This is a genomic window from Bordetella genomosp. 5, from assembly GCF_002261475.1.
Lineage (GTDB): Bacteria > Pseudomonadota > Gammaproteobacteria > Burkholderiales > Burkholderiaceae_B > Bordetella.
The window spans coordinates 15,827-38,296 of sequence record NZ_NEVN01000005.1; the positions used below are offsets into that span (position 1 = coordinate 15,827).

At 67.3% G+C, this 22,470-nt stretch carries 23 protein-coding genes; 8 read left to right on the forward strand and 15 right to left on the reverse strand.

Annotated features, from left to right (window positions below; translation table 11 throughout):
- Nucleotides 1-253: 253 nt before the first annotated feature.
- On the forward strand, nt 254-604 hold the full coding sequence (fliE, locus tag CEK29_RS10175; protein WP_094799510.1) for a flagellar hook-basal body complex protein FliE: 351 nt from the start codon (nt 254-256) through the stop codon (nt 602-604).
- 165 nt (nt 605-769) lie between these two features.
- Here fliE and CEK29_RS10180 read toward each other — a convergent pair whose 3' ends face one another.
- The 7 genes from CEK29_RS10180 to CEK29_RS10210 form a co-directional block, all read right to left on the reverse strand.
- Nucleotides 770-1,183, reverse strand: coding sequence for a hypothetical protein (locus CEK29_RS10180; protein ID WP_094858021.1), 414 nt, complete (start codon nt 1,181-1,183; stop codon nt 770-772).
- A gap of 13 nt (nt 1,184-1,196) precedes the next feature.
- Nucleotides 1,197-1,538 carry an EscU/YscU/HrcU family type III secretion system export apparatus switch protein gene (locus tag CEK29_RS10185; RefSeq protein ID WP_094799512.1) on the reverse strand — a complete coding sequence of 114 codons (342 nt, stop codon included), beginning with the start codon at nt 1,536-1,538 and terminating at the stop codon, nt 1,197-1,199.
- Nucleotides 1,539-1,551: 13 nt separating this feature from the next.
- Entirely contained in the window at nt 1,552-2,862 is a 1,311-nt protein-coding gene (gene fliK / locus CEK29_RS10190) for a flagellar hook-length control protein FliK (RefSeq protein ID WP_094858022.1), read from the reverse strand.
- Nucleotides 2,859-3,209 (reverse strand): flagellar protein FliT, encoded by a 351-nt coding sequence (locus tag CEK29_RS10195; RefSeq protein WP_094799514.1) that lies wholly within the window; start codon nt 3,207-3,209, stop codon nt 2,859-2,861. Before CEK29_RS10195 ends, fliK begins: the two co-directional genes overlap by 4 nt.
- A 47-nt stretch (nt 3,210-3,256) precedes the next feature.
- Complete coding sequence (fliS, locus tag CEK29_RS10200) at nt 3,257-3,685, reverse strand: flagellar export chaperone FliS (protein ID WP_094799515.1); 429 nt, start codon at nt 3,683-3,685, stop codon at nt 3,257-3,259.
- Between the two features lie 9 nt (nt 3,686-3,694).
- A complete protein-coding gene (gene fliD / locus CEK29_RS10205; protein WP_094858023.1) occupies nt 3,695-5,071 on the reverse strand; it encodes a flagellar filament capping protein FliD in 1,377 nt (458 codons plus the stop codon).
- 131 nt (nt 5,072-5,202) lie between these two features.
- Entirely contained in the window at nt 5,203-5,586 is a 384-nt protein-coding gene (locus CEK29_RS10210) for a flagellar protein FlaG (protein ID WP_094799517.1), read from the reverse strand.
- 182 nt (nt 5,587-5,768) lie between these two features.
- On the opposite strand from CEK29_RS10210, the gene CEK29_RS10215 reads away from it, so the two are divergent.
- Nucleotides 5,769-6,506, forward strand: a complete 738-nt coding sequence (locus CEK29_RS10215; RefSeq protein WP_094858024.1) for an IclR family transcriptional regulator — start codon at nt 5,769-5,771, stop codon at nt 6,504-6,506.
- Between the two features lies 1 nt (nt 6,507).
- On the opposite strand, the gene CEK29_RS10220 is transcribed toward CEK29_RS10215, so the two are convergent.
- The 4 genes from CEK29_RS10220 to CEK29_RS10235 all read right to left on the reverse strand — a co-directional run bounded on the left by CEK29_RS10220 (nt 6,508) and on the right by CEK29_RS10235 (nt 10,440).
- Nucleotides 6,508-7,674 (reverse strand): acyl-CoA dehydrogenase family protein, encoded by a 1,167-nt coding sequence (locus CEK29_RS10220; RefSeq protein ID WP_094858025.1) that lies wholly within the window; start codon nt 7,672-7,674, stop codon nt 6,508-6,510.
- Between the two features lie 13 nt (nt 7,675-7,687).
- Nucleotides 7,688-8,917: a CaiB/BaiF CoA transferase family protein gene (locus tag CEK29_RS10225; protein ID WP_094858026.1), complete on the reverse strand. Its 1,230-nt coding sequence runs from the start codon at nt 8,915-8,917 to the stop codon at nt 7,688-7,690.
- Complete coding sequence (locus CEK29_RS10230; RefSeq protein WP_094799595.1) at nt 8,914-9,900, reverse strand: Bug family tripartite tricarboxylate transporter substrate binding protein; 987 nt, start codon at nt 9,898-9,900, stop codon at nt 8,914-8,916. The genes CEK29_RS10225 and CEK29_RS10230 overlap by 4 nt, the downstream gene beginning before the upstream one ends.
- Nucleotides 9,901-10,056: 156 nt before the next feature.
- On the reverse strand, nt 10,057-10,440 hold the full coding sequence (locus tag CEK29_RS10235; protein WP_094799521.1) for a cupin domain-containing protein: 384 nt from the start codon (nt 10,438-10,440) through the stop codon (nt 10,057-10,059).
- 163 nt (nt 10,441-10,603) lie between these two features.
- Between CEK29_RS10235 and folC the strand changes: the two genes are divergently transcribed.
- The 4 genes from folC (at nt 10,604) to purF (ending at nt 14,931) form a co-directional block, all read left to right on the forward strand.
- Nucleotides 10,604-11,911, forward strand: a complete 1,308-nt coding sequence (folC, locus tag CEK29_RS10240) for a bifunctional tetrahydrofolate synthase/dihydrofolate synthase (protein WP_094858027.1) — start codon at nt 10,604-10,606, stop codon at nt 11,909-11,911.
- A gap of 97 nt (nt 11,912-12,008) precedes the next feature.
- On the forward strand, nt 12,009-12,869 hold the full coding sequence (locus CEK29_RS10245; protein WP_094858028.1) for an SPOR domain-containing protein: 861 nt from the start codon (nt 12,009-12,011) through the stop codon (nt 12,867-12,869).
- Complete coding sequence (locus CEK29_RS10250; RefSeq protein WP_094799524.1) at nt 12,866-13,354, forward strand: CvpA family protein; 489 nt, start codon at nt 12,866-12,868, stop codon at nt 13,352-13,354. The genes CEK29_RS10245 and CEK29_RS10250 overlap by 4 nt, the downstream gene beginning before the upstream one ends.
- Nucleotides 13,355-13,410: 56 nt before the next feature.
- Entirely contained in the window at nt 13,411-14,931 is a 1,521-nt protein-coding gene (purF, locus tag CEK29_RS10255) for an amidophosphoribosyltransferase (protein ID WP_094799525.1), read from the forward strand.
- A gap of 100 nt (nt 14,932-15,031) precedes the next feature.
- On the opposite strand, the gene CEK29_RS10260 is transcribed toward purF, so the two are convergent.
- From CEK29_RS10260 to map, 4 genes are all read right to left on the reverse strand, one after another.
- Nucleotides 15,032-15,514: a disulfide bond formation protein B gene (locus CEK29_RS10260; protein ID WP_094799526.1), complete on the reverse strand. Its 483-nt coding sequence runs from the start codon at nt 15,512-15,514 to the stop codon at nt 15,032-15,034.
- Nucleotides 15,515-15,588: 74 nt separating this feature from the next.
- Complete coding sequence (locus CEK29_RS10265; RefSeq protein WP_094799527.1) at nt 15,589-16,305, reverse strand: MarC family protein; 717 nt, start codon at nt 16,303-16,305, stop codon at nt 15,589-15,591.
- Between the two features lie 51 nt (nt 16,306-16,356).
- Nucleotides 16,357-18,954, reverse strand: coding sequence for a [protein-PII] uridylyltransferase (locus CEK29_RS10270; RefSeq protein ID WP_094799528.1), 2,598 nt, complete (start codon nt 18,952-18,954; stop codon nt 16,357-16,359).
- A gap of 28 nt (nt 18,955-18,982) precedes the next feature.
- Complete coding sequence (gene map, locus CEK29_RS10275; RefSeq protein ID WP_094799529.1) at nt 18,983-19,804, reverse strand: type I methionyl aminopeptidase; 822 nt, start codon at nt 19,802-19,804, stop codon at nt 18,983-18,985.
- 783 nt (nt 19,805-20,587) lie between these two features.
- On the opposite strand from map, the gene rpsB reads away from it, so the two are divergent.
- Complete coding sequence (rpsB, locus tag CEK29_RS10280; RefSeq protein WP_094799530.1) at nt 20,588-21,337, forward strand: 30S ribosomal protein S2; 750 nt, start codon at nt 20,588-20,590, stop codon at nt 21,335-21,337.
- Nucleotides 21,338-21,561: 224 nt separating this feature from the next.
- The gene (gene tsf / locus CEK29_RS10285; RefSeq protein ID WP_094799531.1) at nt 21,562-22,440 is read left to right on the forward strand and encodes a translation elongation factor Ts; all 879 of its coding nucleotides are present in this window, start codon (nt 21,562-21,564) and stop codon (nt 22,438-22,440) included.
- Nucleotides 22,441-22,470 lie beyond the last annotated feature (30 nt).

Here is a 22,470-nt window from a genome sequence, read left to right on the forward strand (position 1 = left end):
AAAGGGCAAGTTACACATGCAACGTGCTTCGGCTAGGGGAGGCTGGATTATGGCGGGGGGGCGCGCAATCCCAATCGATGAAAACGGGGGGTTTTCGGGGTTATTTGTCCCCTATGTATCGAGGCGCCGGGGTCCGACCGTGGCAACGGTCGAACAGGCGGGATAAATGGCGGTTTATAGGCTTTATGAAGGCGCCACGAGGCCGGTACGCTTACGTCCAGACTCACCCTGATTCCCAGAAAGGATTGTGACAATGGCAGTTTCTGGCCTGTCCGGCATCGAAAACATGCTCTCGCAGATGCGCGCCGTCGTGCGTGCCGCGCAGAGCGGCGGCGTGTCGGCTTCCGATCTGAGCCCGAAGGCGGGCGATGCCACCCGCGCGGTGAGCTTCGCCGACGAGCTGGCCCGCTCCGTCAAGCGTGTGTCGGCGGCGCAGAATGCCGCCACCGCGCAGGTCAAGGCGTTCGAGCTGGGCGCCCCGAACGTCTCGCTCAACGACGTGATGATCGATCTGCAGAAATCCAGCCTGGGCTTCCAGACCACGCTGCAGGTTCGTAACCGCCTGGTCGCGGCCTACAAAGAAATCTCGTCGATGTCGATCTGACGCGAGCGCCGGCGGCCGCCGGCGTATCGCCCGCCGCGCGCGCAAGGTGCGCGGCCCGGCCTGCGCGGCCCGACCTGCGCGGCCCAGCCTGTGCGGCTCGACCCCAGGCACGGCCTGTAAGGCCAGCCTGCGTGGCGCAACCTACGCGGTCCGACCTTGCCCCACTCAGTTGCCGGCCACGTAAGGCGTGTCTATCCGCAGTTCCGCGGGAAATTCCGAAATCATCGTCACGCTGTCATCGCCGAAGCGGACCACGTGCGGCCGTCCCAGATGCAGCTGGACCCGGCAGCCGTCGGGTCGCAACGCGCGCAACTCGACCGCCTGCGTGCCGCCGATGAGCGCGCGGCCGCCGGCCGCCGTTTCGAGCGCGGCCAGATCGAGCGGGCGCCAGAACAGCAGCTTGGTCTGACAGTCGGTGCCCATGATCAGCACGGGCCATTCATTGCCCTGGCCGTCGCAGGCATGCGCCACGGTATCGGGATGCATGAGATCGCCCAGCGCCGTACGGATCTCGTCGGAACGCCGCAGCAGCTCGGTGTAATACACGAGCGGCGCGGGCGGCTGCGTCAGGGTAGCCATGCGGGCGGCGGGCTCAGGGGATGCGTGCGGGCGGCACGGGCAGGGCGGGAACCTCGCGGGCCTCGAGGCGGTATAGCCAGGCCAGCAGTTCGGCCACGGCCGTGTAAAGCTGCGGAGGGATGTGCGAATCGAGGTTGACCTGCATCAGCAGGCCGACCAGTTCGGGCGATTCGTGGACGTACAGACCGTGTTCCTGCGCGTTGCGCACGATGGTCTCGGCCAGCTGTCCGTAGCCCTTGGCGACGACGCGCGGCGCATCGTCCCCTTCGTCGTAGGAAAGGGCGACGGCGGCGTTGCGACCGTCGTTCGGGCCAGGAGGGGAGGGCTCGGCCGGCGGGCCTGCATAGCGGATCATGACGGTGCGGAAATCAGAACGGGAACGGCGGCGAGAACGGGTACAGGCCCGGCGGCATGATGAGCTGCGGCGGCATCGCGTCGATCGACAGGTTCGACAGCGTGATGCCCGCCGAACCCAACCGCTGACGCAGGTGTTCGGATTGCTGATTCAGTTCGACGGCGCCGTGGGGCGCCACGATATTGAGGACGAGCTGCGAGCCCGCCAGCGAAATGCGCGCTTCGACCTGGCCCAGACGGGGCAGTTCGAGCGTCAGGCGCGTCGACCAGTGGCCGTCGGGATCGCCCGGCTGGTCTTCGCCGTACGGGTCGCGCTGGACTTCCCATTCCATCGGCGTGCCGGGCCAGGCCTCGCCGCGCCAGCTCACCATCTGGTTGGCCAGCGCTTCGAGCTGCTGACGCACCAGCGCGGTGGTGTCGGGGTTGAGGCCGGAGTTCTGCGGCAGCAGCGACTGCGTGGTGTCGGGCAGATCGGGCGCGCCGGGCGGCAGCGGCGTGGCGCTGCGCGCGGCCTGGGCCGCCTGCGTGGCCTTCTGGCCTTCGGCGCTCTGCGCCACCTCGCGCGCCTGCGGCAGGCTGGCCTGCGGCTCGTTGCGCAGTTCGGCCGGCGTGCGCTTGCCGAACACCATCTCGGTCAGGTGCGATTCGTAGAAGATCCCGCTCGTGGCCAGGGTCTGGCGCAGGGTCTGGGCCAGCTGCGCCGGCGAAATGCCGGCATGCGAGGCCTGGACCGGTCCGGCGCCCTGATGCGCGTGGGCCGGCGCCGCGCCGGTCGGCTGCGGCGTGCCGCGCAGGGCGGCCGCGGTGGCCGCGGCCGTCGCGGCCGGCGCCGCCGTTTGTGCGGCGGGCTGAGCGGCTTGCGCGGTCGGCTGGGCCGGCGCGGCCGGCGCGGGCTGAGCCGCGGGGGCACCCGGCTGGGCCGGCGCCTGTGCCTGCGGCTGGGGCGTGAACAGCGGCGCGCGCCCCTGAATCGGGGGCGCCTGATCGGGGAAGGACGCCAGCAGCGCCAGGATGGTGCGTGCGGTCGAGCCCAGCGTCGTGGGCGCCGACGAGGTCGTGTCGTTGCGGGTGACGGTGCCGCGCGCGGCCAGGGCCAGCGCGGCGGCGGTCTTGGCATCCAGGACGGCGGTCTGGCCGCCCTTGCCGCCGAGCTGATCGAGCCCGCGCCGGCCATCCTGGCCGGGGCGGACGCCTTCGCCCGGTTGCGGAACGGTGCCCGGACGGGCGCCGGGAATCAAATTGGCGTGCGCCGCCATGCTGGTGCCGAGCACGGCATCCAGACGCTGAACCAGGACATTGCCTAGCGCGGGCGGGCCGACGCTCATGTGCCGGTCGCCTTGGCGCCGTAGGTGGCGAGCAGGGATTGCTGACGTTTCATGCGGCCGAGCATATCACCCAGGCGCGACAGCTGCGGCATGGCGAGTTCGCGCACGGCGGCGTCGTTCTCGAGGATGCGGACCAGCAGGTCATGCTTGAGCGCCCGGCTCGAATCGTCGAGCGGTTGGCGCGGCTCGATGAGCCGCAGGCGTTCGACCAGGTCGATGTACATGTGACCGAGGCCGAGGACGCGGGTCCAATCCCCGTCCTGGGCCGCCGCCAGCATGTCGCCGGTCACGGTGGCGATGTGCTGGTAAAGCTCGATTACCGGAGCTTGCTGCGTTAGGGCCGTCATAAATGTCTCGCGCGTATCGCGCCGTGGCGGTGTAGATGACGCTTGCATCACGCAGGCGCGTTGCCGGCAGGCTGGTCGTTGGCGGTTTGCCAGGCCTGCGCGAGATCGGTCAGCAGGCGGTCGGCGATGTCGAGCTGGTCGGCGTCCGCATGAAGATTGGCTTTGAGCAGGGTACGGATGATGAAGTCGTAGAGCTCGGACAGGTTGGCGGCGATCTCGCCGCCGGCCTCCATGTTCAGGCCCAGCTTGAGACCTTCGTCCACGATGCGCACGGCCTTGGAGATGGCCTGGCCGCGTTCGGCCGTGCGGCCCGCTTCCATATGGATGCGGGCCTGCGCGATCGCCGCGCGCGCCCCGTTGTACAGCAGCGTAATGAGTCGCTCCGGAGGGGCGCTCATGACCTGGGTTTCCAGGCCGATATCGCTGTACGAACGGACGGAAGAGGATCCGGTGGGGCGGCGTGCGGCGTATGTCATTGATGAAAGTTAGTTGTTGGACTTCGTCATGTTGGCGAACTGTTGCTGCAGGTAGGAGCTGGTGCCGTTCATCTGTACGACCATGGCGTCCAGTTTCACGAACTGGGCGCGATAGCCTTCCATGGTCAGCGCGATCGAGGCCTTGGTCGCGTCATAGCGCTTCTTCAGGGTGTCGATCGTTTCCTGCAGGCCGGTCGTGCGGGTCTTGATGGCGCCGGTCGAGCCCAGAATGGTCTCGGTCACGTCCTTCATCTTCTCGGTCAGGCCTTCGGGGCCGCTCAAGATGCGGCGCACGTCGGCGGGATTCTCCGACAGCGCCTTGTCCAGCTTGGTCTTGTCGACGGTGATCTGACCGGTCTTGACGTCCGTCGTCAGGCCGATCGCGCTCAGCGTGCGCAGCGTGCCTTCGCCCGCCACCACACGCAGCGCGCCGGCGATGCTGTTCTGGATCGAACGCGTCGTGCCGTCGCCGGTGAGGGCGCTCTGCGTTTCGGCGCCCACGTCGAACTTGGTCAGATCCGAGATCGTGGTCTGCAGCGCGTTGTAGGCCTTGACGAAGGCGTCCACGGCGCTCGCGGCGGCGCTGTTGTCCGCCGTCACGGTGACCTTCACGTCGGCATCCGGCACCTTGTTCAGCACGAAGGTGACGTTGTCGACGACCTTGTCCACGGTGTTGGTCTGGCTCGTAACGGCCACGCCGTTGATCTCGAGCTGGGCGTTGGCGGCCTCGGTCTGCACCGTCAGCTTGGAATTCGCCAGGTCGGCACTGTCGAAGTTCAGCTTGGCGGCCAGCGCGTCGTTGCCGGTGACCTTGAGCTCGGCGACCGCGGCATTCGTGCCTTCGGTCTTGCTGGTGATCATCAGGAAGTTGTTGCCATTGCCATCGTTGATGACCGTGGCGCTCAGACCCAGCGAGTCCGACTTGTTGATGGCCGACACGATGCCGTTGAGCGACGTGTCCGAACCGATCTCGAGCTTCTTGGTCGTGCCGTCGCCGAGCTTGAGCTCGATCGTGCCGCCGGTGCCGATCTGGTCGGTACGGCTGGCGAACGCCGACGATTGCAGCGTCTGCGCGGTGGCGAGGCTGTTGACCTTGATGTTGTAGGAGCCAGGAACCGCGCCGGCAGCCGTACGCACCGTGATCGACTTGTCGTCGCTCACGGTCGATTTCACGGCATTCAGGGCGTCAGTGCCGATCGCGGCGGCGGCTTTCTGGACCGCTTCGATCGAGCTTTGCAGCTTGCTGTAGGCCGAGATTTTGGTCTGGTAACTCGACTGCTGGTTCGAGATCAGCGTCAAACGCTGTTCTTCAGCCTTCTGCAGCTTATCCAGGGTTTCTTGTAAGGGGAAACCCGATGAGCCCAGGGACGTGATGGTTCCGGCCATGTGATACTCCTTCCTAGCAATGCGATTCTGTCAAAAATTGATGCCGCCTATTGACCGGGCAAGGGCACAAGGTCGGGCTACTTCGAGGTTTTTGGCGCCAGTCAGGTCCAGCCCTGGCGCCTGATGCAACGTCAGGCCGTGGTTTCCACGGCATTGCCCTGCATCTTCACGATCATTTTCGCGATGCGCAGAACGGTTTCCGACGGGATGGTTCGCAACACTTCGCCGCTCTCCGAGTCCAGCACGGACACGACGACGGCATGGACATCCGGATCGATCTCGAACTGAAGCTCGGTCGACCAGGCGCGCAGCTGGTTGTTGATATCGTCCAGCGCCTTTTCCATCGGCAGCTTGCCGCCGGATTGATTGGCATCGGATTGGGTGTCGTTTTTGGCACTCTGACCCTGACCCGAGGGAGGGACTGCCTGAGACACGGCTGCGGCGTCGACAGGCTGCGGGGCAGGGCTGACGGACGGCAGGATTTGCGTAGCGGTGCTGATAGGACTTACGGCCATGATCACTCCCGGCTGGAGATATCGGCGTCTTCGGGGACGCAACGGTTTTTAAGGGTGTTTCTCAGCTACCATAACGGCAACCTTAAACCGAACTTTAGGGCCACAAAGGGCTTTAATTCGTCGATTCGACCCCGGTTCGACCTTGCCCCGCTTCCCTACCAGAACCCTGTTACCGCCTCACGATGAGTGTCAAAACCGCCCTGCGCGTGATCGAAATCATCGAAACCTACGCCCGCGAGAAGCGGGCGTTGTCATTGACGGAGCTGGCCCGTCTGCTCGACGTGCCGGTCTCGAGCTGTCTGGCCCTGATCCGCACCCTGGCGGCCCAGGGCTATCTGTACGAAACCGGGCGCCGTCAGGGCTACTACCCGACCGGGCGGCTGCTGGCCATGGCGCAGCGCATCGCCCGCGCCGATCCGGTCCTGGACCGGGTCTATCCCAGCCTGGTGGCGTTGCGCGAGGCGACCCGCGAAACCATCGTGTTCGCCAAGCTCGATGCCGACCATCGGGTCGTTTATCTCGATGTCCTGGATTCGCCGCACACCATCCGCTACGCGCCGGTGGCGGGCGAGTTCAAGCCCATCCACGCCAATTCGCTGGGCAAGGCGCTCATCTCCCAATTGCCGGCCGATGCCTGCGCCGAGCTGCTCGCCCGCACGCCGCTCACGCGCTACAACCCGCTCACGCTGACCACGCCGGCGCAGGTCGAGGCCGACCTGGCCCAGTCGCGCGAACGGGGCTGGTATTCGAACATGGGCGAATCGATCACCGACGTGGGCGCCATCGCCTGGCCGCTGCGGCTCTCCGGCGAGGTCTACGCGATCTCGGTGGGCGGGCCGATCTACCGGATCGAGCCCAATCAGGCGGCCTACGCCAGCATCCTGCGCGCGGCCTGCACCGCGCTCGAGCAGGATCACTGACTCAATACGAGCGGGGCAGGCCCAGCACCTTCTCGGCAATGAAGCACATGATGAGCTGCGGGCTCACCGGCGCGATGCGCGGGATGTAGCTCTCGCGCAGCAGGCGCTCCACGTGGTACTCCTTGGCGTAGCCCATGCCGCCCAGTGTCAGGACGGCGGTCTGGCAGGCGTTGTGGCCGGCCTCGGCCGCCAGATACTTGGCCGTGTTGGCATAGGGCCCGCAGGGCAGGCCGGCGTCGTACAGGCTGGCCGCCTTGAACACCATCAGGTTGGCCGCCTCCAGCTGCATCCAGGCCTGGGCCAGCGGGTGCTGGATGCCCTGGTTCTGCCCGATGGGCCTGCCGAACACCACCCGCTCGCCGGCATATTGCACGGCCCGCGCCAGCGCGGCCTGGCCGATGCCCACCGCCTCGGCGGCGATCAGGATGCGCTCCGGGTTCAGGCCATGCAGGATGTACTCGAAGCCACGCCCTTCCTCGCCCACGCGGTCCTGCTCGGGAATGCGCAGCCCGTCGATGAACAGCATGTTGGAGTCCACCGCCTTGCGGCCCATCTTCTCGATCTCGCGCACCTCGACGCGTTCGCGATCGAGGTCGGTATAAAAGAGCGACAGCCCCTGGGTCGGCTTGGCCACGTCGGCGAGCGGCGTGGTGCGGGCCAGCAGCAGCATCTTGTGCGCCACCTGCGCCGTCGAGATCCAGATCTTGCGGCCGTGCACCACGTAGTGGTCGCCGTCGCGCTCGGCGCGCGTCTTCAGATGCGTCGTGTCCAGGCCGGCATCGGGCTCGGTCACGGCGAAGCAGGCCTTCTCCCGGCCGGCGATCAGGGGCTCGAACCAGCGCGCGCGCTGCGCGTCAGTGCCGAACACCACCACCGGGTTCAGGCCGAAGATGTTCATATGGACGGCGGACGCGCCCGCGAAGCCCGCGCCCGACGCCGCGATGGTCTGCATCATCAGGGCCGCTTCGGTCATGCCGAGGCCGGCGCCGCCGTGGTCGGCGGGCATGGCGATGCCGAGCCAGCCGTCGCGCGCCAGGGCGGCGTGGAAGTCGTGCGGAAAGCCGCCGTCGCGGTCGCGCTCGAGCCAGTAATCATCGGGAAACTGCGCGCAGACCCGGTTGACCGCGTCGCGCAGCGCGAGCTGGTCGGGGCTGAATTCGAAATCCATCGGTGCGTGTCCTTTAGCGTTGAGGGGCGGATCCGGCCGGGAGCAGGGCGGCGATGTCGGCCTCGGCCACGCCGGCTTCGCGCAGGACCTCTTCGGTGTGCTCGCCCAGGCGGGGCGCCGGACGGCGCAGGTCGGTCGGGGTGGCGCTGTAGCGGCCGAGCGGGCCCGTCGTGCGCAGGCGTCCTTCGGTGGGGTGGTCGATCTCGCGCACCAGGCCGGTCGCGTGCAGATGCGGGTCTTCGATCAGATCGTCGATGCCGTACAGCCGTGACGCCGGAATGTCGGCCTCGCCCAGCAGCGCGAGCCAGCTGGCGCTGTCGCGCGTGAGCATCACCTCGGCCACGAAGGCATACACCTCGTCGATGTGCCGGGCCCGCGCGGTATGGCTGCAAAAGCGCGGATCCTCCAGCAGATCGGGGCGTTCGATCAGGGCGAAGAAGTTGCGCCAGTGCTTGTCGTTGTAGATCAGCAGGCAGACATAGCCGTCGGCCGTGGCGTAGGGGCGCCGGTGCGGCGCCAGCAGCCGCGCGTAGCCCGGGGGCCCCAGCGGCGGCTCGAAGCTGTGGCCGCCCAGGTGGTCGCCCAGCACCATGTGCGCCATGCCTTCGAACATCGGGATCTCGACCGCCTGGCCGTGGCCGGTGGCGCGGGCGTTGATCACGGCGGCCAGCAGCGCCACCGCGACCTGCAGGCCGACGCTGCGGTCCGCCAGCGTCAGCGGCGCGTAGCGCGGCACGTCGCCGCTCTGGCGCGCGGCCAGGTCGGCGATCGCGACCTGCCCCTGGATCAGATCGTCGTAGGCGGGCCGGCCGGCGTAGGGGCCCGACTCCGAGAAGCCATAGGCGCCGACATGCACGATGCGCGGATTGTGGGCCGCCACGGCGTCGTACGACAGGCCCAGACGCGCCATGGCCTGCGGCCGGATGTTGTAGAGCAGGGCGTCGCAGCCCTCGGCAAGCTTGAGGCAGGCCCGGCGGCCGGCCTCGCTCTTGAGGTCGAGCACCACCGAGCGCTTGTTGCGGTTCAGGTGCAGGTGCAGATGCCCCATGCCCGGATTGCGCATGGGGCCGACCGCGCGCATGTTGTCGCCCACGGGCGACTCGACCTTGATGATGTCGGCGCCCAGGTCGCCCAGGATCTGGGTCGCATAGGGCCCCATCACCACGGAGCTGAGATCGAGGATGCGCACGCCGGCCAGCGGGCCGGCGGCGGGGGCGGAGGCGGGAAGAGAGGCGTCGGTCATTGGGGCTGAATGTTGGCGTCGCGGATAAGACGGCCCCACAGGTCGCGTTCGCCAGCCACGAACTGGCCGAAGTCCTGCGGCGTGCCGCTGAAGGCGTCGAAGCCCAGGTCGGCGAGGCGTTTCTTGATCGCGGGGTCGGCGACGATCTGGTTGATGGCGGTGTTGAGCCGGGTCACGACTTCCGGCGGCAGGCCCGCGGGTCCGAAGAAGCCGTTCCAGGAGTTGAGGTCGAAGTCCTGCACGCCCGCTTCCTTCATGGACGGCAGCTCGGGCACGATGGCGCTGCGCGTGGCGGTGGACACCGCGAGCGCGCGCACCTGACCGGATTGCACGAACGGCAGGCCCGATGCCAGGTCGGTGAACATGAAGTCCACCTGGCCGCCGACCAGGTCGGTCATCGCCTGCGGCGTGCCTTTGTACGGCACGTGCAGCAGGTCGATGCCCGCGCGGCGGGCCAGCGTGGCGCCGGCCACGATGCCGGTGCTGTTGCCGCTGGCGTAGGTGATGCGGCCGGGGGCCGCCTTGGCCGCGGCGATCAGCTCGCCCACCGTCTTGTACGGCAGCTTGGGGTTCACCACCAGGATGAAAGGCAGGTTGCCGCCGCGCGCCACCGGCGTGAAGTCTTTCACCGGGTCGTAGGGCACGTTTTTCATCAGCCAGGGGGCGGCCGAGTGCGAGGTGTTGGTGGTGACGAACAGCGTGTAGCCGTCCGGTTTGGCGCGCGCCACATAATTAGCGGCGATGGTCGCGTTGGCGCCCGGCTTGTTTTCGACCACGATCTGCTGGCCCAGCCGCTGCGACAGTTCATTGGCGAAGATCCGGCCGACGGCGTCGGTGCCCGAACCGGCCGGGAAGGGCACCACGAGCGAGATCGGTTTGTCGGGATAGGTGCCGGAGGCGGCGTGCGCGGCGGGCAGGGCCCAGGCCGTGCCGGCCGCGAGCAGAGCGGCCGTCGCGGCGCGCGCATAGCGATGCAGTGTCATCAGTGTCTCCTGGTGGATATTCATATAGGTATAGGTATGGAACTCGCGCGAGCGGCGCGGCCGCTCGCGGTCTTGCGGGGGGGCGGCCGCATCGGCCCGCGGCGATGCCAACGGCCGCGGCAGACGCATCGCGCCTCCCCTCAGGCGCTTTGCGCCTCAGCGGATCACGCGATCGGGCGATTCTTCATAGGGCGGGGTGTAGATCACCAGCAACCTGGCCGGCGTGTCGCTCGTCACCGTGAACACGTGCGGAATGTCTGCCGGAAAATAACAGCAGTCGCCCGCCACCATGTCCGCGCTTTCGTCGCCCACCTGCGCGCGCGCCGTGCCCTCGAGCAGATAACAGACCTGTTCGATGCCCGGGTGGGCGTGGGGCAGTGCGCCCTGACCGCGTTCGATCTCGCCCAGCAGCACCTCGACGTGCCGCGAGCCGACCGTTTCCGGACTGATCAGGCGACGATTGAGCGTGCCAGTGTGGTTAGCCGGGTGATAGCCCGCCACTTCGCTGGGCCGGACCAGCCATTGAGGTTTGCTGCGCATGCGTGTCTCCGTAGTATTTTTTGTGTGTGAAAACATATTCACATACAGGAAAAACGATGGCAAGCCTTCGAGGCGCGGGATACCCCCGGTCTCCCAGGGGCGATCGGGGTAAACACCAGGGGTGGCTGGTAGAATCGCGTCGTTCTCCATCAAGCGCGCCGCCATGTCCGTTGTCCGCCCCGATGCCACGTCCGGCTTGTCCGACTGGCTGCAGTACCTGGAATCCCTCCACGCCAAGGCCATCGATCTCGGTCTGGACCGCGTCAAGGAAGTCGCGCAGCGTCTGGATCTGCAACTCGACGCGGTCAAGTTCGTGGTCGGCGGCACCAACGGCAAGGGTTCCACCTGCGCCATGCTCGAGGCCATTCTGCTGGCCGCCGGCTACAAGGTCGGCCTGTACACCTCGCCGCACCTGATCGATTTCAACGAGCGCGCGCGCGTCAACGGCGAAATCGCCGCCGACGCCGCCCTGGTCGAGCAGTTCGAGGCCGTCGAGGCGGCGCGGGGCGACACGAGCCTCACCTATTTCGAATTCACCACGCTGGCCATCCTGCGCCTTTTCTCGCAGTCGCGCCTTGACGCCGTCGTGCTCGAGGTCGGCCTGGGCGGTCGCCTCGACGCCGTCAATATTGTCGATGCGGACTGCGCCATCGTCACGAGCGTCGATATCGATCACACCGACTGGCTGGGCGACACCCGCGAGAAGATCGGCTTCGAAAAGGCCCATATCTATCGTGCCGGCCGGCCCGCCATCTGCAGTGATCCCGTGCCGCCGCAGAGCCTGCTGGATCACATCGCCGAGATCGGCGCCGACGCGTGGCTCTTCGGACGCGACTTCAACTATTCCGGCGACCGCCAGCAATGGGCTTACGGCGGGCGCTCGGTACGACGCCCGTCGCTGGCCTATCCGGCCCTGCGCGGCGCGAACCAGCTGCTGAACGCCTCGGCCGCGCTGGCCGCGCTCGAATCCGTGCGCGACCGCCTGCCGGTGCCGCAGCAGGCCGTGCGCCTGGGGCTGTTGCAGGCGTCGCTGCCGGGCCGCTTCCAGATCCTGCCCGGCCAGCCGGCCGTCATTCTCGACGTCGCGCACAATCCGCACGCCGCCGCGGTGCTGGCGCAAAACCTCGACAACATGGGCTTTCATCCGTACACCCACGCGGTGTTCGGCATGCTCAACGACAAGGACCTCGCCGGCGTGGTGGCCAAGTTCGGCACCCGTGTCGATCACTGGTATTGCGCCGGACTGCCCGGGCCGCGCGGCAACTCGGGCGAGGGCCTGGCCGAGCAGGTTCAGGCACAGCTTCCGCAGGTGGCCGCCGGGGCCGAAGGCCCGAGCGTGGCGGCGTTCGCCGACCCCGCCGCGGCCTACGCCGCCGCCCGCGAAAAGGCAGGGGAGAATGATAGAATCGTCGTGTTCGGATCATTTCTGACCGTAGCCGCGGTGCTGCAGGCGCTAGGCCGCAAGGCATGACCCGCCGGCCAGGGCGAGCGGCGCGACACCACCGGCATGCTGGCCGGTTCGCGCTCTCCGCCGCCTGGCTCGTTTCATCCGCTGGGGATTGAGTTCCATGGGTTTGTTCAGTCGCAAAGATTCTGCCTCCGAGGCGCCCTCCACCCGGTCCCGGCCGATGGTGTCGAGTGAGGCCCAGGCGGCCGAACTGCGCGCACGCGCGCGCCGGCGTCTGGCCGGCGCGGTCGCGCTGGTCCTGGCCGCCGTGATCGTGTTGCCCATGATCCTCGATTCCGAGCCCGTCCCGGTCTCCGACGACATCCCCATCCGTATCCCCGAGCGCGGCACCCCGTACCAGCCGCCGGTCTCCGAGCCGCAGGCCCCGGTCGCGCAGAATGGCGCCACCCCGGGCAGCGCCACCCCCGGCGAGCCGGCCGTGCCGCCCGATCTGAGCACGGCGCAGCCGCCCGCCGGCCAGACGCCGGCCCCCGCGGTCACGCCCGGCCAGCCGGGTCCGCAGGCAGGCGCCGCGCCGCCCGCGGTCCAGCCCGTCACGCCGCCGCCGGTGGCCGCCACGACGCCGCCGCCCAAGCCGCCCGAAGCCAAGCCCACCCCGACGCCCACGCCCAAGCCGGCCGAGAAGCCCGAGCCCACGCGCTCCGACGACGGCGCCCGCGCGCTCGCGCTGCTCGAAGGCCGCGCCGCGCCGGCCCCGGCCCCGTCCTCGGCCAAGCCGGCCGCCTCCGGGAACTTCGTGCTGCAGGTGGCCTCCTATACCACGCAGGCCGATGCCAATGCCCGTCGCGGCAAGCTCCATCAGGCCGGCGTGACCAACGCATTCGTCGAACAGGCGAGCATCAATGGCAAGCAGCAATTCCGGCTGCGCGTGGGACCGTTCCCCTCGCGCGAGGCGGCGCAGGCTGCCCAGGCGCGTCTGCGCACGCTGGGCTACGACAACGGTTTCATCGCCGCACAGTGACCGGTTTCGACTTCGTCGTTCTGGCGATCCTGGCGGTCTCGGCCGTGCTCGGTCTGGTGCGCGGTCTGCTCAAAGAGCTGCTGTCGCTGGTCGCGTACGTGCTCGCCTTCGTGGCGGCGATCTGGTGGGGCCCCACCGTCTACGGCTGGCTCGAACCCTATATCGAAACCACGGTGCTGCGCATGGGGGTGTCCTATGCGGCCGTATTCATCATCGTTCTGCTGGGCGTGGGTTTGGTCAACATGACCCTGGGCGCGCTGATCCGCACCACCGGCCTGTCGCCGGCCGATCATGGCCTGGGCGGGATGTTCGGTCTGGCGCGCGGTCTGTTGATCGTGCTCGTGCTGGTTGGCCTGGCGGGTTATACGCCGCTGCCGCAAGAGCCCTGGTGGCAGGACGCCATGTTTTCGCATTCGGCCACGCAGGCCGTCTTGAAGGTCAAGTCGATGCTGCCTGAGTCCCTCGGGACCTGGGTGCCGTATTGATGCGTCCTTATTGATTCACTACTGCTTCACTCGTTTTACATCTACAGGAACTCACCATGTGTGGAATCGTCGGGGTTATCGGGCGCGGGCCGGTTAACCAGCTGCTGTATGACAGCCTGCTGTTGTTGCAGCACCGGGGCCAGGACGCCGCAGGCATCGCCACCTCCCACGGCAATCACTTCAACATGTACAAGGCGCACGGCCTTGTACGCGACGTGTTCCGCACGCGCAACATGCGCTCCCTGCCGGGTCAGAGCGGCGTGGGCCAGGTGCGCTACCCCACGGCGGGTTCGAGCTCCAGCGAAGAAGAGGCACAGCCCTTCTACGTGAACGCCCCGTTCGGCATCACGTTCGCCCATAACGGCAACCTGACCAACTGGCGCGAGCTGCGCGAGGCGCTCTATCGCGTCGACCGCCGTCACATCAACACCAACTCCGACTCCGAAGTGCTGCTCAACGTGCTGGCGCACGAGCTGCAGCTCGCGGCCAACGGCGTGTCGCTCGACGAAGACGCGATGTTCCGCGCGGTGGCTCAGCTGCACAAGCGCGTGCGCGGCGCCTACGCCGTGGTGTCGCAGATCTCGGGCTACGGCATGCTGGCCTTCCGCGATCCGTACGGCATCCGCCCGCTCTGTATCGGCCGCCAGGAAACCGACGAGGGCGTCGAGTGGATGGTCGCCTCGGAGTCGGTCGCTCTCGAAGGCAGCGGTTTCGCCTTCGTGCGCGACGTGCTGCCGGGCGAGGCCGTGTTCGTCGACCTCGACGGCCGCCTCGTGAGCCGCCAGTGCGCCGAAGACGCGCGCCTCGTGCCCTGCATCTTCGAATACGTCTACTTCGCCCGCCCCGATTCGCTGATCGACGGCGTGTCGGTGTACGACGCCCGCCTGCGCATGGGCGAGTACCTCGCCGACAAGGTCGCGCGCAACATGCGTATCGGCGACATCGACGTGGTCATGCCGATTCCCGACTCGTCGCGTCCGGCCGCCATGCAGCTCGCGTCGCGCCTGAACCTCGACTACCGCGAAGGCCTGATCAAGAACCGCTACGTCGGCCGCACCTTCATCATGCCGGGCCAGGCCGTGCGCCGTAAGTCCGTGCGCCAGAAGCTCAACGCGATCGGCCAGGAGTTCAAGGGCAAGAACGTGTTGCTGGTCGATGACTCCATCGTGCGCGGCACCACCTCGCGCGAGATCGTCGACATGGCGCGCGCCGCCGGCGCCAACAAGGTCTACTTCGCCTCGGCCGCGCCTCCGGTGCGATTCCCCAACGTATACGGCATCGACATGCCGACCCAGAAGGAACTGATCGCCACCGGCCGTTCCGACGAAGAAATCGCCCGCGCGATCGGCGCCGATTCGCTCGTCTACCAGGATCTGGCCGACATGCAGCAGGCCGTGCGCGACATCAACCCGTCGATCACCCGCTTCGAAGCCTCGTGTTTCGATGGCGAGTACATCACGGGCGACATCACGCCGGAGTACCTCGCACGCCTCGGTCAGTCGCGCGAGACCAGCGCCGATGACGAAGCCGCGGGTGGCTTGCAGTTCAACATGGGTTACGGCGTCAACGACAACTGAGTCCGTCGCTGACAGCGGCGCTTCGCGCCGTTCATGTCAAAGAGCCCGGCGCCATCACGGCGCCGGGCTCTTTTCATTGGGGCGAGGCGTGTCGCTCGGCTCAGGCGGCGCGGCGGCCGGCGAACGCGGCGCGCAGGGCGATGACACCCAGCACCACGAACAGGCCCAGGCTCCAGAGCGCGTATTCGATGCCCAGCAGCGGCACGGCGGCGTCCATGCAGGTGGCATAGATGCCGAAGACCGACGGGATCGCGCTGTCCAGCCCGGTGCCGCTCATGAAGCGGTCGGCGAAGGTCTGGTCGCAGGACAGCATCTTCGAGGCGACCGTGTACTGGTACCACGCCGCCACCACGCCGGCGATGGCGAGCAGCGCGGCCAGTGCCGCGCCGATGCGCGAGGCCAGCGGACCCGCGTAGGCGGTGACCAGGGCGATCACGCCGATCACCAGATAGATCAGACGCTGCATCACGCACCAGGCGCAGGGCGGCATCTCGAGCAGGTGTTGGGAAATGAGGGCGACGCCCAAGGCGCCGAAGCACAGCAGCGCGATCAGGAGAAGCAGGCGTTTGCGTTGCGGATACATGGTGATTCCAGGCTTGCCGAAGCGGGTGAGGGTGATGGAGTGAACGGGGCGGGGAGGACGCCGCGGCTGCAAGCTTAGGCCGGCGGCTTCGGCATTAGTTGCAGCGCCTGCTCGAAAAGCGCCAGCAGCAGCTCGCGCGCGCCGTCCCAGAAAATCTGCACGCCCAGGCACAGCATGATGAAGGCGGACAGGCGCATGAATACGGCGGTGCCGTTTTCGCCGAGGCGGTGCAGCAGCTGCACGGCGAAGCGCAGGCAGACATAAAGCACGAACGACACCACCGCGACGCCGGGCAGCGAGCCCGCCAGCCGCACCACGCTCGCGAGCTGATCCGTCTGGTCGCGCAGGGACGCGCCGACCGTCAGGGCCGCCGCGATCGATCCCGGGCCGCAACTGATCGGAAAGGTGAGGGGGTAGAAGGCGCGGGCCTGCGCCATTTCGGGCGTGAACGACTCGGCCATGCGTGCCACGCGGCTGGTGCCGGCATCGGGCGAATTCACCAGCAGCCACGCGTTGTACATCACGAGGATGCCGCCGGCCACCCGCACGATGGCGAGCGAGATGCCGAAGAAGCTCAGCACGATATGCCCCGCCAGCATGGCCACGGTCAGCATCAGCGCCACGTTGATCGACACGCGCTTGGCCAGCGCCGTGCGCGTGGAGGCGGACGCGCCCTCCGTGAGGCTCCAGAAAATCGGCGCGATCGCGGGCGGATTCAGGAAGGGCAGCAGGGTGGCCAGCGCAAAGAAAAAACTGCGGCCGAAGACCAGCAAGTATTCGTCGATCGCCATGGAGGTGAGCCGCGCCCGATATGAAAACGCGATTGTAAGCGGGCGCGGTGCTTAAGCGACCTTTTGCTGCGGTTCGTCGCCCGCCAGCGCATCGAGCACGCTGCGCTCGAACTGCATCTGCGTGCGGGGCCGCTCCAGCGCCGCGCCGGAAATGATGAACACGTCTTCGACGCGGTCGCCGAGCGTCATCACCTTGGCCATGATGAGGTCCACCCCGGTGTCGGCGAATACCCGCGCCAGCGCGTACAGCAGCCCGGGCCGGTCGGTGGCGGTCACGGACAGGCGCCACGACTGGCTGCGCTCGTCGGGGTGCAGCTCGGCCTGGGGCATCACGGGAAACACGCGCGATAGCCGCGACTGACGATTGCGATGCTGTCCGCCGCGCGCGGGGGCGCGTTCGCCCTGGCGGGCGGCCCGCAGCCGTTCGCCCAGCTCGTGCTCGACCAGCGTGGCCTGCGCCCGCAGGTCGAAGCTGCCGTCGGACGGCAGCACGATGAAGCTGTCGAGCGCCCAGCCGTGGCGGGTGGTGTGGATGCGGGCGTCCTGGATCGACATCGCCTTGCCGTCGAAATAGCCGCAGGTGGTCATGAAGAGGTCGGGCGCGTCGCGGGTATAGAGCATGACCTGCAGGCCGCCGCCTTCCTCGGTGGGACGCACCCGCACGACCGGCTCGGCGGGCTCCACCTGATAGTAGAGGTGGCGCGTGTGCCAGGCGATCTCGGAGGCGTCGTGCCGCAGGAAGTACGCCACGTCGAGCTGCTTCCAGAAGGCCTCGCGCGCGTCGTCGCGCAGGCCCGCGAGACGCGTGAGGCGTGCCGCCTCTTCCTTGCGCTCGGTGAGCACGGTGCTGGCGTCGTGCGTGCCGCCTAGCGCCGCCAGCGTCAGGCGATACAGGTCCTCGAGCAGCTTGCCCTTCCAGGCGTTCCACACCTTGGGGCTGGTGCCGCGGATGTCGGCCACCGTGAGCAGGTAGAGGGCGGTGAGGTGGCGCTCGTCGCCCACCTTGCGGGCGAACTCGTTGACGACCTCGGGGTCGGAGATGTCGCGCTTTTGCGCGAAGTTGGACATCAGCAGGTGCTGACGCACCAGGAACTCCACCAGCTCGCCATCGGCGGCGTCCAGGCCGTGCTCGGTGGCGAAGCGGCGCACTTCGCGTGCGCCGAGCTCGGAGTGGTCGCCGCCGCGGCCCTTGGCGATGTCATGAAAGAGCGCCGCCACGTACAGCAGCCAGTGCCGGTCCAGGTCGGTCATGAGCTGGCTGGCCAGCGGGTACTCCTGCGCGTGCTCCGGCATGGTGAAGCGCCGCAGATTGCGGATCACCGCCAGCGTGTGCTGGTCGACCGTATAGACATGGAACAGGTCGTGCTGCATCTGCCCCACGATGCGGCGAAACACCGGCAGATAACGCGGCAGCACGTTGAGCATGGTCATGCGGCGGATCTCGTGCACCACGCCGCGCGGCTGCTGCAGGATCTGCAGGAACAGCTTGCGGTTGACCGGGTTGCGGCGGAACTGCGCGTCGATGCGGTGGCGCGAGTGCCAGATGGCGCGCAGCGTGCGCGCCGACATGCCGGTGAGGTCGGCATGCTGCTGCATCACGAGAAACGCGCGCAGCAGCAGCGTCGGATTGCGCTCGAAGCAGTCTTCGCGAATGATGTCCAGCCGCTCGTGCAGCTTGCGGAAGTCTTCGTCGATCGCGCGGGCATCGCTTTCGGGACGCGGAAACAGGCGCTCCTCGATGTTCTGCACCAGGATCGCGTTGAGCTGCGTCACGAGGCGGGCCGCCCAGTAATAACGCTGCATCAGCAGTTCGCTCGCGCGCCGCGTGGCCGTGGACGTGATGCCGTAGACCTCGGCCAGCGAGGGCTGCAGGTCGAACAGCACGCGGTCTTCGCGGCGGCCGGTGAGCAAGTGCAGCTCGATGCGCAGGCGCTTGAAGGCCTGTTCGGCGCGGCGCAGGTCGCGCGCCTCCGAGGCCGTCAGCAGCCCCGCCTGCGCCACTTCGCGCCAGGCCTGGCCGAAGCCGGCCGCCCGCGCCATCCACAGGATCACCTGCAGGTCGCGCAGTCCGCCGGGCGATTCCTTGCAGTTGGGTTCGAGGGAGTAGGGCGTGTCCTGGTAGCGGGCATGACGCTGCTGCATCTCGACGCGCTTGGCGCGGAAGAAGGCGGCCGCGTCGAGGCGGGCCCGCATTGCGGTTTCGAAGCGCTTCATGAGCGAGCGGCTGCCCGCGAGCCAGCGCGACTCGAGCAGCGCGGTCTCGACCGTGATGTCGGCCTGGGCTTCGTTTTCGCAGTCTTCGAGCGTGCGCACGCTGTGGCCGGGTTCCAGGCCGAGGTCCCAGAGCGAGGCGACCAGCGCCTCGATCGCGCTCTCGTCGGCCGGGCCGGGCTCGTGCGGCAGCAGGATCAGCAGATCGACATCGGAATGCGGATAAAGCTCGCCTCGTCCGTAGCCGCCCACCGCGGCCAGCGTGGCGCCGGCCGGCAGCGGCGCCAGCTTGATCAGCTCGCGCAGCGCCTGGTCGACGATGCGGCGCAACTCATGCAGCAGCGTGTCGGGCCGATGGTGGGTCCGGAACTGCGCGATCGCCGCCGCCCGGGCGGTCTGCATGCGTGCTTTGAGGGGGGCGAGATCGAGCTGGGTCATGCAGACGGGCCTGGAGAGAGGGAAGGGGTCAGACCTGGGGGATCACGACCGTGTCGGGCACGAAGGCCGGCGCGGCGGGCATGTTGGGCGACACGGTGAGCACCTCGCAGCCGGTCTCGGTGACGCAGATGGTATGTTCCCATTGCGCCGAAAGGCTATGATCGCGGGTCACGACCGTCCAGCCGTCGGCCAGTTGGCGGATTTCGCGGCGGCCGGCGTTGATCATCGGCTCGACCGTGAACAGCATGCCGGTTTCGAGCGTCGGGCCCGTGCCGGGCTTGCCGTAGTGCAGCACCTGCGGGTCTTCATGAAAGCGCTGGCCGATGCCGTGGCCACAGAATTCGCGCACCACCGAAAAGCCCTGGGCTTCGGCGTACTTCTGGATCGCGTGGCCGATATCGCCGAGCGTGGCGCCATTGCGCACGGCGGCGATGCCCTTCCACATACAGTCGAAGGTGATGTCGGTCAGGCGGCGCGCCAGGATCGACGGTTCGCCGGCCAGGTACATGCGGCTCGTGTCGCCGAACCACCCATCCTTGATGATGGTCACGTCGATATTGAGCGCGTCCCCGTTTTTGAGGACCTTGTCGCCCGGAATGCCGTGGCAGACCTGGTGGTTCACCGAGGTGCAGATCGCGCCCGGGAACGGCGGGTAGCCGGGCGGGGCGTAGCCTACCGTGGCCGACTTCACCTTGAGCTCGTCGGTGAGGTACTCGAGCGCGAGTTTGTCCAGGGCGGCCGTGGTGACGCCCGGCTTCACGTGAGGCGCGAGGTAATCGAGAATCCGGGCCGCGTCCTGACAGGCGGCGCGCATTTTGGCCAGATCGGCGGGGTCGGTAACAATGCCCATGTATCTGCTTGAGTATCCTGGTCGAAAAATAGTAGAATTATAGGCTTGCCTTGAAAACCGTGTGCATATCACGCCCGGATTTCGGGGCTGTGCATGGCAGGCTCGAGCAGCCTGGCGGTAGCCGGAGCATCTGGTGCGCGCGTCGCGAAGGGACGTGGTGTGCAAGGCAGCGAAGGATACCGGGTGGGGCCGCACAGGCCTGCCGCGCGCAGCACCGGGTTTCCGAGCCGATAGGCGCCACGTATCGAGGCGAGGTCTGGCCGCGAGGCCGGGCACGGAAATCGGGACAGGCGGCATCATCGATGTTCGCGGTCCGCCGGGAGGCCAGGCGAGGGTGTTGCACCCGGGCAGGCACCCCGCGGGCGGCGCTCACGGGCTTGCCGAGCTGCTCGATCCACGTTTTTGAGCGGCGGTGCAGGCGCGGTGTGGGCGTCCGGTTAATTTCTCGTCGGTTGGCAGGTGCGCAGCACCCGCGGCCGATTGGATGAAATGCCCCGGAACCTGATTCATGCAGCCAGATTCCGCCGCCAACAAAACGACAGATCGAACAGCGCGGCAGATCGAACAGCGCGCCAGACCGAGCAGCGCCGACGCACATCGGCAGGCCGCGTGCCTTGCCGGTCGTCTGGGTTCATCACGGCTTCGGTCGTGTCGGCTGGCTTGATTTCTGTATCGCAGTACCCCGCGCGGGGTGTTCCCGCAGCGGCAATCGCGCGTTATGCCACCCAGGGTGTCGATGAATTCGATGCAGGCGTAATGCAAGACCCAACCCTTGGAGTCATTATGTCCCTCATGCGTGAAATGCTGGAAGCCGGCGTCCACTTCGGTCACCAGACCCGTTACTGGAACCCCAAGATGTCGCAGTACATCTTCGGCCAGCGCAACAAGATTCACATCATCAACCTCGAAAAGACGGTTGCCCAATACCAAGACGCCACCAAGTTCGTGAAGCAACTGGCCGCTCGTGGTGGTTCGATCCTGTTCGTCGGCACCAAGCGCGCCGCCCGTGAACTGGTCGCCGCCGAAGCCGCCCGCTGCGGCATGCCCTACGTCGACGCCCGCTGGCTCGGCGGCATGCTGACCAACTTCAAGACGGTCAAGAGCTCGATCAAGCGCCTGAAGGATATGGAAGCCGTTGTCGCCGAAGGCGGCATGGAGCGTCTGATCAAGAAGGAAGGCCTGCTGTTCCAACGCGAACTCGACAAGCTGAACAAGTCGATCGGCGGCATCAAGGACATGAACGGTCTGCCCGACGCTCTGTTCGTGATCGACGTGGGTTACCACAAGATCGCCGTGGCCGAAGCCCGCACCCTGGGTATCCCGGTGGTTGCCGTGGTTGATACCAACCACTCGCCCGACGGCGTCGACTACGTGATCCCCGGCAACGACGACTCGGCTCGCGCCATCGCTCTGTACGCCAAGGGCATCGCTGACGCCGTGCTGGAAGGCCGCGAACAAAACCTGAACGGTCTGGTCGAAGAGATCGGCGAAGGTCAGGAAGAGTTCGTCGAAGTGCAAGACGGCCAGGCCTAAAGCCAGGCTGCGCGGCGCGCGCCGGCCTCGAGCCGCCGCGCCGCGCCCATTCCCAAGTCGGGCGCACGCGCGCAGCTCGCGTCCCGCAGCCCGTGGCCTCATGGCCTGACGCGGCGACGACCCCAGCGGGCCGTCCGTGCCAGCGCATCGCCCGGGTGTCACACTGAATTCATATCATTGCCCCGGCCCTGTCGGGGCATGTCATAAGCGAAACTGGAGCTAACATGGCTGAAATTACCGCTGCCCTGGTCAAGGAACTGCGCGAAAAGACCGACGCACCCATGATGGAGTGCAAGAAGGCCCTGACGGAAGCCGAAGGCGATCTGGATCGTGCCGAGGAAATCCTGCGCGTCAAGCTGGGCAACAAGGCCAGCAAGGCCGCTGCCCGCGTGACCGCCGAAGGCCTGATCGGCCTGTTCATTGCTGCCGATGGCAAGCAAGGCGCCGTGATCGAAGTCAACTGCGAAACCGACTTCGTCGCCAAGAACCCCGACTTCGTCGCCTACGTCAACGCCCTGGCCGAACTGGTCTCCTCGAAGAACCCGGCCGACGTCGCCGCGCTGTCCGAGCTGCCCTTCGGTGAAGGCACCGTCGAAACCACCCGTACCGCCCTGGTCGGCAAGATCGGCGAAAACATCTCGATCCGCCGCTTCCAGCGCATCCAGACCCCCGACGCACTGGCTTCGTACGTGCACGGTGGCCGCATCGGCGTGCTGGTCGAATTCGCCGGCGCCGAAGAAGTGGGCAAGGACCTGGCCATGCACATCGCCGCGACCAAGCCCAAGGCTCTGGACGCATCGGGCGTGAGCGCCGCCGACATCGCCACCGAGCGTTCGGTTGCCGAGCAGAAGGCTGCCGAATCGGGCAAGCCGGCCGACATCGTCGCCAAGATGGTCGAAGGTTCGGTGCAGAAGTTCCTGAAGGAAGTGACCCTGCTGTCGCAACCCTTCGTCAAGAACGACAAGCAAACGGTCGAACAGATGCTCAAGGAAAAGAGCGCGTCGATCAAGCAATTCGTTCTGTACGTCGTTGGTGAAGGCATCGAGAAGAAGACCACTGATTTCGCCGCAGAAGTCGCTGCCGCCGCCGCTGGCCGCGCATAAAGCGTTATCGTGATGACGGGCCGGCGCAGG